Source organism: Acidithiobacillus albertensis (assembly GCF_001931655.1).
Lineage (GTDB): Bacteria > Pseudomonadota > Gammaproteobacteria > Acidithiobacillales > Acidithiobacillaceae > Acidithiobacillus > Acidithiobacillus thiooxidans.
This window is the reverse complement of the sequence record NZ_MOAD01000001.1, coordinates 2,297,871-2,311,885: the sequence shown is the minus strand read 5'-3', so window position 1 is coordinate 2,311,885 and position 14,015 is coordinate 2,297,871. Positions and strand designations below refer to the sequence as shown.

At 55.6% G+C, this 14,015-nt stretch carries 13 protein-coding genes and 1 pseudogene; 13 read left to right on the top strand and 1 reads right to left on the bottom strand.

Annotation, left to right across the window (positions count from 1 at the left end):
* The first annotated feature begins 51 nt into the window (after nucleotides 1–51).
* The 9 genes and pseudogenes from BLW97_RS11940 to rpoS all read left to right on the top strand — a co-directional run bounded on the left by BLW97_RS11940 (nucleotide 52) and on the right by rpoS (nucleotide 8,650).
* Nucleotides 52–1,107, top strand: a complete 1,056-nt coding sequence (locus BLW97_RS11940; RefSeq protein ID WP_010642931.1) for a CoB--CoM heterodisulfide reductase iron-sulfur subunit A family protein — start codon at nucleotides 52–54, stop codon at nucleotides 1,105–1,107.
* A 118-nt stretch (nucleotides 1,108–1,225) separates the two neighbouring features.
* Nucleotides 1,226–1,789: pseudogene (locus BLW97_RS11935) on the top strand (DUF3833 family protein); the annotation flags it as partial.
* Nucleotides 1,786–2,556, top strand: coding sequence for an SDR family NAD(P)-dependent oxidoreductase (locus BLW97_RS11930; protein ID WP_010642928.1), 771 nt, complete (start codon nucleotides 1,786–1,788; stop codon nucleotides 2,554–2,556). The pseudogene BLW97_RS11935 and the gene BLW97_RS11930, both read left to right, overlap by 4 nt.
* Before the next feature lie 177 nt (nucleotides 2,557–2,733).
* Nucleotides 2,734–3,897: a cation diffusion facilitator family transporter gene (locus BLW97_RS11925; protein ID WP_075323254.1), complete on the top strand. Its 1,164-nt coding sequence runs from the start codon at nucleotides 2,734–2,736 to the stop codon at nucleotides 3,895–3,897.
* 169 nt (nucleotides 3,898–4,066) lie between these two features.
* Nucleotides 4,067–5,482 carry a glutamate--ammonia ligase gene (gene glnA / locus BLW97_RS11920; protein ID WP_031571324.1) on the top strand — a complete coding sequence of 472 codons (1,416 nt, stop codon included), beginning with the start codon at nucleotides 4,067–4,069 and terminating at the stop codon, nucleotides 5,480–5,482.
* 137 nt (nucleotides 5,483–5,619) lie between these two features.
* Nucleotides 5,620–6,183: a DUF4124 domain-containing protein gene (locus BLW97_RS11915; RefSeq protein ID WP_075323253.1), complete on the top strand. Its 564-nt coding sequence runs from the start codon at nucleotides 5,620–5,622 to the stop codon at nucleotides 6,181–6,183.
* 99 nt (nucleotides 6,184–6,282) lie between these two features.
* Entirely contained in the window at nucleotides 6,283–7,041 is a 759-nt protein-coding gene (surE, locus tag BLW97_RS11910; protein ID WP_075323252.1) for a 5'/3'-nucleotidase SurE, read from the top strand.
* Entirely contained in the window at nucleotides 7,017–7,712 is a 696-nt protein-coding gene (locus BLW97_RS11905) for a protein-L-isoaspartate(D-aspartate) O-methyltransferase (protein WP_024894773.1), read from the top strand. The genes surE and BLW97_RS11905 overlap by 25 nt, the downstream gene beginning before the upstream one ends.
* Nucleotides 7,713–7,714: 2 nt before the next feature.
* Entirely contained in the window at nucleotides 7,715–8,650 is a 936-nt protein-coding gene (gene rpoS / locus BLW97_RS11900; protein ID WP_031571328.1) for an RNA polymerase sigma factor RpoS, read from the top strand.
* 243 nt (nucleotides 8,651–8,893) lie between these two features.
* Here the strand turns inward: rpoS and BLW97_RS11895 are convergent, their stop codons facing one another.
* Nucleotides 8,894–9,268 (bottom strand): Mth938-like domain-containing protein, encoded by a 375-nt coding sequence (locus tag BLW97_RS11895; RefSeq protein WP_075323251.1) that lies wholly within the window; start codon nucleotides 9,266–9,268, stop codon nucleotides 8,894–8,896.
* Between the two features lie 95 nt (nucleotides 9,269–9,363).
* On the opposite strand from BLW97_RS11895, the gene alaC reads away from it, so the two are divergent.
* From alaC to BLW97_RS11875, 4 genes are read left to right on the top strand one after another with little or no spacing between them, the layout of a single operon-like run.
* A complete protein-coding gene (gene alaC, locus BLW97_RS11890) occupies nucleotides 9,364–10,545 on the top strand; it encodes an alanine transaminase (protein WP_024894808.1) in 1,182 nt (393 codons plus the stop codon).
* 11 nt (nucleotides 10,546–10,556) lie between these two features.
* Nucleotides 10,557–11,867 carry a homoserine dehydrogenase gene (locus BLW97_RS11885; RefSeq protein ID WP_075323669.1) on the top strand — a complete coding sequence of 437 codons (1,311 nt, stop codon included), beginning with the start codon at nucleotides 10,557–10,559 and terminating at the stop codon, nucleotides 11,865–11,867.
* A gap of 43 nt (nucleotides 11,868–11,910) precedes the next feature.
* Nucleotides 11,911–13,041 carry a threonine synthase gene (gene thrC, locus BLW97_RS11880; RefSeq protein ID WP_075323250.1) on the top strand — a complete coding sequence of 377 codons (1,131 nt, stop codon included), beginning with the start codon at nucleotides 11,911–11,913 and terminating at the stop codon, nucleotides 13,039–13,041.
* The gene (locus BLW97_RS11875) at nucleotides 13,041–14,006 is read left to right on the top strand and encodes a hypothetical protein (RefSeq protein ID WP_075323249.1); all 966 of its coding nucleotides are present in this window, start codon (nucleotides 13,041–13,043) and stop codon (nucleotides 14,004–14,006) included. The genes thrC and BLW97_RS11875 overlap by 1 nt, the downstream gene beginning before the upstream one ends.
* Nucleotides 14,007–14,015 lie beyond the last annotated feature (9 nt).

The following is a 14,015-nucleotide window of genomic DNA, read 5'->3' as shown; positions in this document are numbered from 1 at the left end:
TCGTGGGCGTGGTCTAAATTTCAATCGTTGATTGAATTCCAGGAGCGTGTCATGGCAAACACCGATTCAGTACTGGTAGTAGGAGCGGGTCCCGCAGGTCTTTCAGCAGCAGCAACCATTGCCTCCATGGGTAAAAAAGCCGTCATCGTCGAGAAAGAAGATGTTCTGGGTGGAGCCCCCATCATTTCCGGTTATGCGCGTCTGGTCCCCTCGGGTGAATGGGCTAAGGACGCCATCGGTCGTATGGTAAGTCGAGTCACCGGCAACAAAGATGTGGCGATTCATACTTCAACAAAAGTAACCCGATTTGAAGGTGAAGCAGGCAATTTTACGGCGACTTTGAGTTCCGGTGAGAAAGTAGATGCGGGTGCGGTGGTTCTGGCCACCGGTTTTACGCATTTTGACTCTATAAATAAACCTGAATGGGGGTTCGGCACCTATGAGGACGTGCTGACCACAACCCAGATGGAACAGATGGTCGCAACCGGACAAATTCGTTGTCCCTCGGATGGAAGAGTTCCGGAGCGGGTCGCGATATTGTTGTGCGTAGGTTCTCGCGACCGCCAGATCGGTAGAGAGTGGTGTTCCAAGATCTGCTGCACGGTGTCGACTAATCTGGCTATGGAAATCAAGGAGATGTCACCGACCACCGATGTGTTCATCTATTACATGGACATCCGTACCTTCGGTCTTTACGAGGACAAGTTCTACTGGAAAAGCCAGGAAGAATTCAAAACCAAGTTCGTCAAGGCTCGTATTGCCGAAGTAACGAAATCTCCGGATGGACGCTTACTGGTCAAAGGCGAAGATACCCTGGTTAAACGTCCTATTGTTATTCCCATGGACATGGTAGTGCACGCTATTGGCATGGATCCTAATGCACTGAATCCTGAAATTGCCAAAGTGTTTGGTATCGGTCTTGAGAAGCACGGCTTTATTGATCGCGCCGAGCAATATACCAACACGCAAGGAACAACCCGCAGGGGCATTTATGTTTGTGGCGCAGCTACAGGTCCTGAAACCATTGATGATTCAATGGCACAAGGCCAGTCTGCGGGTGCCCGGGCGGTAGCTGATTTGTATCAATTACTGGCGGCCTCTGCCTGATTTTCCTTTATTTTTGAGTTTTCTCCAGTTGTGAATTCTGGTGGCCTTGAGGGATGCTATGCATCCCTCTTTTTTGCTGTATAAAGATGTTTAAACAGTATTCACAAATTCCAGTGACAGGCGCGCTATGAAACAATACGAATCATCACTTCCGGTATTTCATATCAATCAATTTTTTAATGGTCCTGCGGTGGCTACGGGAGTTTTCCAAGACCGCTCGGGTAAGGTGGTCAATCGCTTTATCATGTATTTATTGGGGACGTGGCAGACTGATTCTGTCGGTTCCCTGAGCGAAAAATTTCTGTTTCTGGATAATGACGGTAAGGCCAGTCACGCTGAGCGTTTGTGGCAATTGCAGGTAACTGGTGCCCATAAATTTACCGCCACTGCACAAGGTTCTGCAGGGGATATTGTGGGGCTTGCTCAGGGAGAAGCCGAAGGCTTTGCCATGCGCTGGCGATATACGGTAAGGCAACCGGTGGGTAAACGGTTTTTCAATTTGCGGGTGGACGACTGGATGTATTTGATTGATAAAGATCATGTTGTTAACCGGAGCAAAATGCGCTTTTTAGGCTTTTTTGTGGGTGACGTGAGTATAGAAATCCATCGCTTGGCGGATACGCCAGAAAATCGTAAAACTATGCTGCAGTTACCGCGTGTGGGCGATGCGGTGCCCGTATGAGCGATAAGTCCTATTGGCAGGGTAAACGTTGCTGGTTGATCGGGGCCAGTACGGGAATCGGTGCTGCCTGCGCCGCAGCACTGAATGCCCAAGGTGCCCGGCTGGCGCTGACGGCGCGCAATCCAGCCAAGCTTGCGGACTTGGCCGCCAAGCTGGGTAACGATAACACCCTGGTTTGCCCCGCCGATGTGACGACTCCGGATGAACTACACAAAGCCTATACAGATATTCGCGAACAATGGGGTGGTCTGGATGTGCTGATGTTTCTTGCCGGCACCTATCAGGCCGCACGGAGCTGGGAACTCAACCCGGACCAGGCCCGTCAGGCCATCAGTACCAATTATCTGGGCGCGGTAGATGCGGTACATACGGTACTTGCCGATTGGCTCGCGGCCGGACAGGGGCAGATCGTCCTGACCTCCAGCGTTGCTGGTCTGCGTGGTTTGCCCCAGTCATTATATTACGGACCCAGCAAGGCGGCACTGACCCATTTCGCCGAAGTCCTGCATCTGGATCTGGAACCCAAGGGGATCAAGGTTCAAGTCATTCATCCCGGTTTTGTTGCAACGCCCCTGACTGCGCACAACGACTTTCCCATGCCCAATTTAATCAGCCCCGAACAGGCAGCCACGGAAATTCTGGCGGGTATGGAAAGCAGCGCGTTTGAAATTCACTTTCCCCGCGCCTTTACCCGCAAGCTCAAATTTCTGCGCTGCCTGCCCTATCGCTGGTATTTTTCGTTGATTCATCGTTTTACGGGGCTGTAGAAAAACGGCGTCAAAAGCCAAGGACCAGCAAAAGCCCTTCATCAACAATGACGGTTGAAATGTTGCAACCGGCCAAAGCCAACCAGTAATCCCCACTTATCCCGCACACCCATTTCCGGCTATCATGTCGCCACCAAAGCACCAGAAGTGTCCCAACAACATCAGAGGTCAGGAAGCGTGACAGAAACCATCAGCCGCAGTGATCGCGGTAAAAAGAATATGCGGGTGACCCTGATGGGGGCAGGGACCAATTTGGTGCTGTTTTTTACCAAATTGGCGGGGGGCATTTTCGGTCACTCCGATGCTTTGGTGGCCGATGCGGTGCATTCTTTATCTGATCTGCTATCGGATTTGGGCCTTATTCTGGCTATGCATTTCAGCAGCCAGCCGCCGGATCAGGAACATCCATACGGGCATGAGCGTTTCGAGACGCTGGCGGCGCTGGGCACGGGTACGCTGCTGGCGCTGAATGGCACGGGTATTGGCTATGAGGCTGTGCAACGTCTGGTGATTGGACATTACGGGATGCCTGCGGTCTGGACTTTGTATATTGCCGCCTTTGCCATTCTCGCCAAGGAAACCCTCTATCAGATTACCATTCGGGTGGCGCGTAAAACCCGCTCGGCAGCGTTACGGGCCAATGCCTGGGATCATCGAACCGATGCGATTTCCAGCGTCATTGTGTTGATTGGTATTGGCGGAAGCCTTCTGGGTGCCCCTTATCTGGATTCGGTGGTGGCCCTGATTGTGGCCTTGATGGTGCTGCGCATTGGCCTGGTGACCGCCTGGGAGGCATTGCAGGAACTGGCAGACCGGGGGCTGGACGATGCAGTTTTGGCGCAAATTCGCGAGGTGATTCTGGGTTGCGAAGGCGTGCGCGACCTGCACCTGCTCAAGACACGCAAGGTCGGGCATCAGGCTCTGGCCGAGGTGCATCTGCAAGTGACTAACCCGCTACTCAGTGTCTCCGAGGGACATCAGATTGCCGAGCGGGTGCGTATGTCCCTGTTGCAGGCGGTAGATGATCTGGTGGACGCCACCATTCATATTGATAGTGAAAATGACGAAGAGGGTGGTGCGGTGCTGCCGCCGCGCAGTGTCATTGATGAAAAGGTGGAATCCGGATTGCTGGCCCGTAATTTGCCTTTACCTCAACAAATGACCCTGCATTATCTGAAAGATGGCGTGGTGATTTGCTTGCGTTATCCTTTTCCGCCTGCGGCGAGTCTGGAGAGTCTGCAAGCGCAGGAAAAACAGATTCAGAAAGCCTTGCAGGGAAAGGTCTCCGGCTTGCAGCGGGTGGATGTCGTCTGGCAGACGTCCGCCAAGCAGAAGGAATGAGATGTTGTGCACAATGTTGGTGCAAACCGTTTGATCGCACTGTTATGGGGTGCTAATTTGGTGCAATAATCCACCAGGATTCTGTGGGTGCTTCATTTGAAAGTGGTATCAGTTTTGCATGCTTAATGGTATTCAGGTCGTACATATTTCTTGATTGGAGGAGAAGCAGATGGGTCACAGCCCGAAAGATGTGCTGAAATTGATTAAAGAAAAAGACGTCAAATTTATTGATTTCCGTTTCACCGACACCAAGGGCAAGGAGCAGCATGTTTCTGTGCCTTCCCACACCATGGAAGAAGATACTTTTGTAGAAGGCAAGGCCTTCGATGGTTCTTCCATTGCCGGCTGGAAAGGGATCAATGAATCCGACATGATTCTGCTGCCTGATCCTGATTCCGCCGTGCTCGATCCCTTTACCGACGAAGCGACCCTGAACATTCGTTGTGACGTCATCGAACCAGCTACCGGTCAGGGTTATGAGCGCGATCCGCGTTCAGTGGCTAAACGTGCCGAAGCCTATTTGAAAAGTACTGGCATTGCCGATACTGCTTATTTTGGCCCCGAAAATGAATTTTTTGTCTTCGATTCCGTGACCTGGAATATCGACATGAGTGGCTGCGGTTACAAGGTCGATGCGGAAGAAGCTGCCTGGAATTCCGGTAAGGAATATGAATCCGGCAACATGGGCCATCGTCCTGGTGTGAAGGGCGGATATTTTCCGGTACCTCCGGTGGATTCTGCTCAGGACCTGCGTTCAGCCATGTGTCTGGCGCTAGAAGAAATGGGTCTGAAGGTCGAAGTCCATCACCACGAAGTGGCTACCGCCGGTCAGCATGAAATTGGTGTGGGCTTCAGCACCCTGACCCGCAAAGCCGACGAAGTACAGATTCTGAAATACGTGATTCACAATGTCGCCGCCGCTTACGGTCAGACGGCCACCTTCATGCCCAAGCCCATTGTCGGTGACAACGGTAGTGGCATGCACGTCCATCAGTCGCTGGCCAAGGACGGCAAAAACCTGTTCTCGGGTGATTTGTACGGTGGTTTGTCGGAACTGGCCATTTATTACATCGGCGGCATCATCAAGCACGCCAAGGCTATCAACGCGCTGACCAACCCCAGCACCAACAGTTACAAGCGTTTGGTCCCCCACTATGAAGCGCCGGTGTTGCTGGCCTATTCGGCAAAAAACCGCTCTGCTTCCATTCGTATTCCCTTCGTCAACAGCCCCAAGGCGCGGCGTATTGAAGTCCGCTTCCCGGATTCCACGGCCAACCCCTACCTGGCTTTTGCGGCGATGATGATGGCCGGTCTGGATGGTATTCAGAACAAGATTCATCCCGGCGATGCCATGGACAAGAACCTCTATGATCTGCCCGCCGAAGAGCAGTCCAATATTCCGGGCGTGGCCGCTTCTCTGGAAGAAGCTTTGCGCGCTTTGGAAGCGGACCATGAGTTCCTGATGAAGGGTGGCGTATTCAGCCAGAGCTGGCTGGAAGGTTATCTGGATGTGAAATGGGCGGAAGTGCAGGCTCTGCGCGTCACTACCCATCCGGTGGAATTCCAGATGTACTACAGCCTCTGAGCTCATGGCGGGCGGGTGGCCCGCTGATTTGCACAGTGAAAGGCCTCGCAGCATGCGGGGCCTTTTTATTACTGCGCCTTGACAATCATGAGCGGGGCGACCATATAAGTTGCGCTGGATGATGGGGAGATCGGTTGATGAAAAATGCAAGTATTTTTGGTGGAGCAGGCACTTTCGTGCGCCGCAGTGTGATGATGACTTTGCTGCTGGCCGGAACTTTCAGTGTGCTTGCCAACGCAGAAACCATATACCGCTGGGTGGGTAGCAACGGTGTGGTGAGTTACGGAGAAAATCCGCCCGCAGGCGCCAAGGGGGTTGAGCAAATCGCCGGTGCGCCTCAGCAATCGGTGAGTACGCCCGCAGAGGTTCAGCGCCCTCCGGAAGCGGCACCGAATGTTCAGCCCGGAGTAGACAAGCCGGAGCTGAATGCGAGTAATCCTGCCCGTAAACGGCTGGAAGCCGAATTGGCAGCGGCGCGTCTGCAGTTGCTGCAGGCGACCCATAATTATCAACAGGGCAAAGCTATCCGCACCGGTAATGAAAGAAATTATGCCCGTTATTTACAACGGGTAAATGGTCTGAAGCAGGAAGTGGATAACGCGCAACTGCGGGTTATGTTATTGCAGCACCAACTGGAACAGATTCCGGAAACGACCGCTCCAGCATCACCATCACCCATGCAAGGGCATCAGGCGCACTGAGTCGGGTTGCGGTCTGGTCCCGATTGAGAATTGGGATAGACCAGCAACGCCTTCGTAGCTTAGTATATCAGCTTGAATAAAGACCGTCAGGGAGATCAAATGCCACGTTTCTTGCTCAGTAACGATGACGGATATCTGGCACCGGGACTGGCAGCACTGGCTCAGGCAATCACCCCTCTCGGCGAAGTCGAGGTTCTGGCACCGGAGCAGGATCGCAGCGGCGCCAGTAATTCCCTGACCCTTGACCGCCCCCTGCGCATGCGTACCGGCCTCAATGGTTTTCACTATCTGGTCGGCGGTACCCCAACGGATTGCGTGCATCTGGCAGTGACCGGTCTTTTTGCCGAAGCCCCCGACATGGTGGTATCCGGCATTAACCGGGGTGCCAATATGGGTGACGACGTGCTTTATTCCGGCACCGTCGCCGCAGCGACCGAAGGTCGTTTTCTGGGGCTGCCAGCCATTGCCGTCTCCCTCGCCGGTCGTGATTGCAGTCACCTTGAAACGGCGGCCAGAGTCGCTGCCACCCTGGTTACCGGCGTGCTCAGCCATGCGCTGCCCGCAGATACCATTCTCAATGTGAATGTGCCGGATTTGCCTTACGAACAATTGCGGGGCTTTGAAGTCACCCGTCTGGGGCGACGCCACAAAAGTGATATGGTGATTCCGGCTGCGGACCCGCGCGGTGATCCGGTCTACTGGATTGGTCCTTCCGGGCGGGAAGCAGACGCCGGGCCGGGTACGGATTTTGATGCGGTACGTCGGGGGTATGTCTCCATTACGCCCCTGGATCTGGATATGACCCGATACAATTTTCTGGAAGGCTTAAGTCAGTGGCTGCGCACTTGCCAGTCCTGAACCCGGAAGTAGGAATGATTTCTCCCCGCACCCGGGGGAGGATGGTGCTACGCCTGCGGGCGGCGGGTATTCGTGATGAACGCGTGCTGGATGTGATGAATCAGGTGCCGCGCCATCATTTTGTGGCCCAGGCCCTGGCGGGACGGGCCTACGAACTGGTCTCCCTGCCCATTGGTTATGGTCAGACCATCTCCCAGCCGTGGACTGTGGCGCGGATGATGGAGGCTATTCTCGAAAACAACCCGATTCCCCGACGCATTCTGGAAATCGGGACCGGTTCTGCTTATCAGACGGCGCTTCTGGCGGAACTGGGGGCGGAAGTGTTTACTGTGGAACGCATTGGTCCCCTGCATCATCATGCGGACAAGGTGCTGAGCCGACTGGGTTATTCCCAGGTACATCTGTTGCATGGTGATGGTAGTGGCGGCTGGCCGGAGCAGGGGCCGTATGATGCCATTGTGATTACGGCGGCGGTTCCTTGTGCTTTGGCCCCCTTATATCGCCAGTTAAGGCCTGGCGGTCGCCTGGTGATGCCGGTGGAAGATCGGGGCAAGCAACATTTGCAGGTCAGCCATTGGGATGGTCATGAAGCCCGGATCAGTCATCTGGGCGATTGTTTTTTTGTTCCCTTACTGGCTGGTACGGTTTCATTAGCCTCTGGAGAGTGTTAAGCATGAACGACGCGATCAGAGAAGAGGAAGAAGATCTTTCCGTGGAGTCCGTGGATACGGCAGATGAGACGCCGGAAATTGCTGAGGAGGATTACGGCGAGGCCCCCGACTGGGATGCTACCCGCTGTTATCTGAGGGAAATCGGTCATAATCCGTTGCTGACGGCAGAGCAGGAAATTTCCCTGGGGCGGCTCGTTCAGGCGGGTGATGCGGCCGCGCGCAGCACCATGATAGAGAGTAACTTGCGTCTGGTGGTCAAATTGGCCAGACGTTACATCCACCGTGGTCTGCCTCTTCTGGATTTGATTGAAGAGGGGAATCTGGGCCTGATTCGTGCCGTGGAAAAATTTGATCCGGAAAAGGGTTTTCGTTTTTCGACCTACGCTACCTGGTGGATACGCCAGAATATCGAACGGGCCCTGATGAATCAGACACGCACCATTCGTCTGCCTATTCATGTGATGAAAGAACTGAGTAGCGTCTTGCGTGCAGCACGCTGTCTGGGCCAGACCCTGCAGCGTGATCCAACGGCTGAGGAAGTGGCGGCAGCCATGGATCGGCCTGTGGACGAAATTCGCGGCTGTCTGGAAAATGACGGCAAGGTGACCAGCCTCGATGTACCTCATGGTCGTGAATCTGAGCGCCCCCTGGCCGATGTTATTGCTGATATGGCAAATCCTGGCGTTGAAGCGGCTTTTGCTGAGCAGGATTTGTCCCTGCAGATTCATCACTGGATTGGATCCATGTCTGAAAAACATCGGCAGGTACTGTTCTGGCGCTTTGGTCTGGATGGTACGGAGGGGGCGACTCTGGAAGATGTTGGTAACCGTCTGGGTATCACCCGGGAGCGGGTGCGGCAAATCCAGGTGGAAGCCTTGCTGGCGTTACGTCACCGTATTGAAGAAGAAGGTCTGACCACAGAATCCCTGTTCGGCTGAAGCAGACTTTCGCAGGCTCCGGCAGGCCGGTGGCGGTGAGGCTTTTTGCTCCAACGTCCCTTGCCTGTTGTTCTACGGCTCATCCTGCTGTCAGGAGAGAACTCGCCCTGCGGGCTCAGGCAGCTCTCCTGACGGGCGCAGGATTTCGCCAAGAACAACAACGGCGCGGGACAAAGTCGCGGCAAAGCCTCCCCGCCACCGGCCTGCCGGAGCCTGCTCTTGAAAACCGCTGGCCCAAAAATTTCAAGCCTCTGGATGCATCAGGGCGGCCAGCACCATGCGGTCTTCGGCCATTAAAATGTTGTAGGTCCGACAGGCTGCGCTGGTATCCATGACTTCCACAGGAATGCCGGCATCGCGCAGGGCTGCCATCAGTTGCAAAGGAAAATGCTGTTTTTTACCGGTGCCCAGGAGCATGACGTCGGGCTTGCGGGCGAGCACTTCGTTAAAATGCTCCAGGCCGAGCCCTTCAGCACTTTCCGGTCCCCAGGGGCTCTGCAGCCAGTCCACCGCTACCAACAATCCATGGCGGTAATGCTGGCCGCGAACCACGATGCCGTCTTGTCCATAGCCATTGATGAGATTGTATTGGGCGTCCTGTTGCCGGTGTAATTTCATGACTTTCCTCCATGATGTGGATTGACAGGCCAGCGTAGCCTCTCTATTGTTCTTCGGTTTCGGTATTCACGACAACCCTTGAAGGCCTGTGTCCCATGAACAGTGATTTTGAACGTATCCGCCGTTTGCCCCCTTACGTGTTTAATATTGTCACTGACCTGAAAAATCAGGCCCGTAAGCGCGGTGAGGATATTATCGACTTTGGCATGGGAAATCCCGACCAGCCCACGCCCCAGAATATTGTCGATAAGCTCTGCGAGACCGCCCAGCGCGGGGATACCCATCGTTACAGCGTATCCCGGGGTATTCCCCGGCTGCGGCGCGCTATTACGACCTGGTACGAACAGCGCTTCGGGGTGGCTCTTGATCCTGAATCAGAGGCCATAGTGACCATTGGCTCCAAGGAAGGTATTGCGCATCTGGCCCTGGCAACCATGGGCCCCGGGGATACGGTGCTGGTTCCCAGTCCGACTTATCCCATACATCCCTACGGTTTTGTGATTGCCGGCGCAGACGTGCGCCATGTGCCGATGCTGCCGGGCGTGGATTTTTTCGAAGAACTGGAAAAGGCCGTCAAGGCCGCCTGGCCCAAGCCGAAAATGCTGGTCATCAATTTCCCACATAATCCGACGGCAGCGGTGGTCGATCTGGATTTCTTCAGGCGGATTGTGGAATTTGCCAAGGAGCATCGCATCTGGGTGGTGCATGACCTGGCTTATGCTGACATCGTCTTTGATGGCTATAAGGCGCCCAGCTTTTTGCAGGTGCCGGGGGCCAAAGATGTGGGGGTGGAATTTTTCACGCTGTCCAAGAGCTATAACATGCCCGGATGGCGGGTCGGCTTTGCCGTAGGCAATCCCAAGCTGGTGGGTGCCCTGGCGCGCATGAAAAGCTATCTGGATTACGGCACCTTCACCCCCATTCAGGTGGCGGCCATTACGGCACTGGAAGGCCCTCAGGATTGTGTGGAAGACATTCGCCTGATGTATGAACAGCGCCGCGATGTGCTTTGCGAGGGGCTGGATGCAGCAGGTTGGGTGGTGGAAAAGCCCAAGGCAACCATGTTTGTCTGGGCGCGTATTCCGGAAAATCTGCGCAAAATGGGTTCGCTGGAGTTTTCCAAGCTGGTGCTGGACCGGGCCAAGGTTGCGGTCAGTCCCGGTATTGGCTTTGGTGAACTGGGTGACGAATATGTGCGTTTTGGTCTGGTGGAAAACGAACATCGTACCCGTCAGGCCATCCGTGGAATCAAACAAATGTTCCGTGAGGATTTATGATGAGCGACAGCATGGATCCTGTCCGTATTGGTATTCTGGGAATGGGCACTGTCGGTCAGGGCACCGTGCGGGTGCTGGCACGTAATGCCGAAGAAATCACCCGTCGGGTCGGTCGGGATTTACGGGTAGTCCATGCTGCGGTGCGTAATCCGGCGCGTCTGGAAGCATTGGACCTGCAGGCGCGGATCAGCACCGATCCCTGGGCCGTGGTGCGCGATCCGGAAGTGGATGTGCTGGTGGAAGTCATGGGCGGTACGGGGCTGGCCAGGGAACTGATTCTGGCAGCCATTGCCGCAGGCAAGCATGTGGTGACAGCCAATAAAGCCCTGCTGGCTGAACATGGTAACGAAATTTTTACCGCCGCCCAGCAACAGGGGGTGATGGTGGCCTTTGAAGCAGCCGTAGCCGGAGCCATTCCGATTATCAAAGCCATCCGCGAAGGTTTGGCAGGTAACCGCATTCAATGGCTGGCGGGTATCATCAACGGCACCAGTAACTATATTCTGACCCAGATGTTCCGTGAAGGCTGGGATTTTCAGCAGGCGCTGACCGAGGCCCAGCGCCTGGGCTACGCCGAAGCGGACCCCGGACTGGATGTGGACGGGGGAGATGCAGCCCACAAAATCACGCTGATGGCCTCCATCGCTTTCGGCATCCCGGTGGACTTCGCTCACTGCCATGTCGAGGGCATTCGTGCTCTGGAGCGGGATGATGTGGTGTATGCAGCAGAACTCGGTTATCGCATCAAGCTGCTGGGTATCTCCCGGCGTCGCGCCGATGGTGTGGAACTGCGCGTTCATCCGACCCTGATTCCCGAAAGTCATTTGCTGGCCAATGTCGAAGGACCCTTCAACGCCATTCTCGTCGAAAGCGATGCGGCCGGACAGAGCCTGTATTACGGGCGCGGTGCGGGCGGTGATCCTACGGCCAGCGCGGTGGTGGCTGATCTGGTGGATGTGGCCCGGACGATGACGGCCGACCCCAGCAACCGCGTGCCGCATCTGGCCTTTCAGCCGGATGCCTTGAGTGCCTTGCCGCTGCTGCCCATGGCCGAAGTGGAGAGCGCTTACTATTTGCGCATTCATGCCCATAATCGTGCTGGTGTTTTAGCCCAGGTGGCGACCATGCTGGCGGAACACCAGATTTCCATTGAGGCTTTGCTGCAAAAAGAATCGCCGGAAGCCGATACGGTTCCTATCGTTCTGTTGCTGCACCGTTGCCGTGAAGGCGATCTGGAGCAGGCTATCCGCCGGATTGAAGCCCTTCCGGTAGTGGCTCGTCCCGTTTTACGGCTGCGTGTCGAAAGTCTGGCCGAACAGTGAATCCGCTTTCCGAATCCATTTTTTATTGCTTCAGGAATTAGTCATGACGCGTTACACCGGTATTATTGATCGTTACCGTGATTTTTTGCCTCTGGCCCCGGATACCCAGGCAGTCAGCCTCGGTGAGGGGAATACACCGCTCATCGAATGTCTGAATCTTCCGCGCCAATTGGGGGTGGATATCCGCTTGTTTCTCAAATTCGAAGGGCTGAATCCCACCGGTTCTTTCAAGGATCGGGGCATGACCATGGCGGTGACTAAGGCCAAGGAAGATGGCAGTGAGATGGTCATCTGCGCTTCTACGGGAAATACTTCTGCGGCTGCAGCGGCCTATGCGGCGCGGGCCGGAATGCAGGCTTTTGTGGTGATCCCGGAAGGGAAAATTGCTTTGGGCAAGTTATCTCAGGCCATGATGCACGGCGCGTTGGTCTTGCAAATTCGCGGCAATTTTGACGAAGGCATGCAGATTGTGCAGGAGGTGGCTGCCAATGCGCCCATTACCCTGGTCAATTCCGTGAACCCCTACCGTCTGCAGGGACAGAAAACCGCTGCGTTTGAAATTATCGAGGCATTGGGCGAAGCCCCTGATTATCACGTATTGCCAGTAGGTAATGCAGGTAATATCACCGCGCACTGGATGGGCTACTGCGAAGCCAACGATGGCCGTGCTGATGCCTCTCAGGTGTTGACCACGGCCTGCAAATTCTGCAACGGGGTGTGTCGCTATGGTCATGGCAAACCCGGAAAACGTCCGAAGATGCTCGGTTTTCAGGCAGAGGGCAGCGCGCCGTTTATGGCCGGTGAGTTTGTGAAAAATCCGGAAACCATTGCGACGGCCATTCGTATCGGGCATCCCATGTCCTGGGATCAGGCGCATCGGGTGCAGGAAGAAAGTGGTGGCTGGTTTGGCAGCCACAGCGATGCTCAAATCCTCGAAGCCCAGCGCTGGTTAGCCAAATTTGAAGGCGTGTTTTGTGAGCCTGCCTCCGCCACTTCGGTTGCGGGCGTTGTTGCCGCTGCCCGCGCCGGAAAAATCGAGGCGGGGGCCACGGTGGTTTGTACGCTTACCGGACATGGTCTCAAGGATCCCGACACGGCCATTTCCCAGGGCGGCGAGGTGGTGACCGTCAATGCCACTCTGGATGCGGTACAGCGCGCCATACTGGATCGCTGATGGCCGATGTCTGCCTCTGGCTGTCGGGGTTGCACGGCATGCCGGAGGAGGACCTGGGCGCAGTATTACCGCGCTACTGGGGGCGTGGGCAGCGCACCCGATTGGTAGCGGAATCTTCTCTGGAAGTGGCCGGTCGTTTGCTGGGATTTGCCGGAGCACTCCCGGCGGCGGCGCTCCTGGCAGAAGCCGAAGGGATAAATACCGCCGGACATTGGGTCATTGCTCTGGAGCCGGTAGCTTTTCGCGGTCAGGCAGGGCGGGCGGTATTGCAGCCGTTGCCGGGTCTGGAAGAAAGTGATGCGGTGGCGTTGTTTGACGCTGCGGTCGAATTTTTGGCAGAAACACCCTGGATTTTAAAGCGTGGAGCGCGGCGCTGGTATGTGCTGAGCAGTACAAGTCCCGATCTGCACTGTCCTGATCCGGAACAGGTGTGGGGCCGTGAGCCTCTGGCTTTGCAGGTCACCGGGGCGGATGCCCGGCGCTGGAATGCCTTTCTCAATGAATTGCAGATGTTTCTGGCGGCCCATCCCGTCAATCAGGATATCCATGCAGTGGGAATGGAATCCTGGTGTTTGTTCTGGGCCTGGGGGGAGGGTTGCTTGCCGGAACAGCGTCCGCTGACCAAGTGGCAAAGTTTGGCGGCGGAGGCCGATTATCTGCAGGCCGCTGCTGCCTGGCTTGGGTTACCGCTCGCTTATCCTAAAGCACTGCAAGCAGCCGGTAAACTTCCCGATAATCTGCTCTGGGTCTGGTCCGGAGCCTGGTTGTATCCCGATGCCGCAAAATCATTCGCGGCGCTGCATCCTGCCCTGCAAAACTTCTGGCGCCGGGGTGGAACTCTGCAATGTTTGACCGGCGTGCTCGCCCATGGTGGGGTGGAGCGACTGACCCTGCGCAGTGCTGATCGCTGGCGCTTCTGGCGCAGGCCAGCCCGACCGGGTCATGCGCTTCCGGGAGTCTGGTGAATGGCTGTG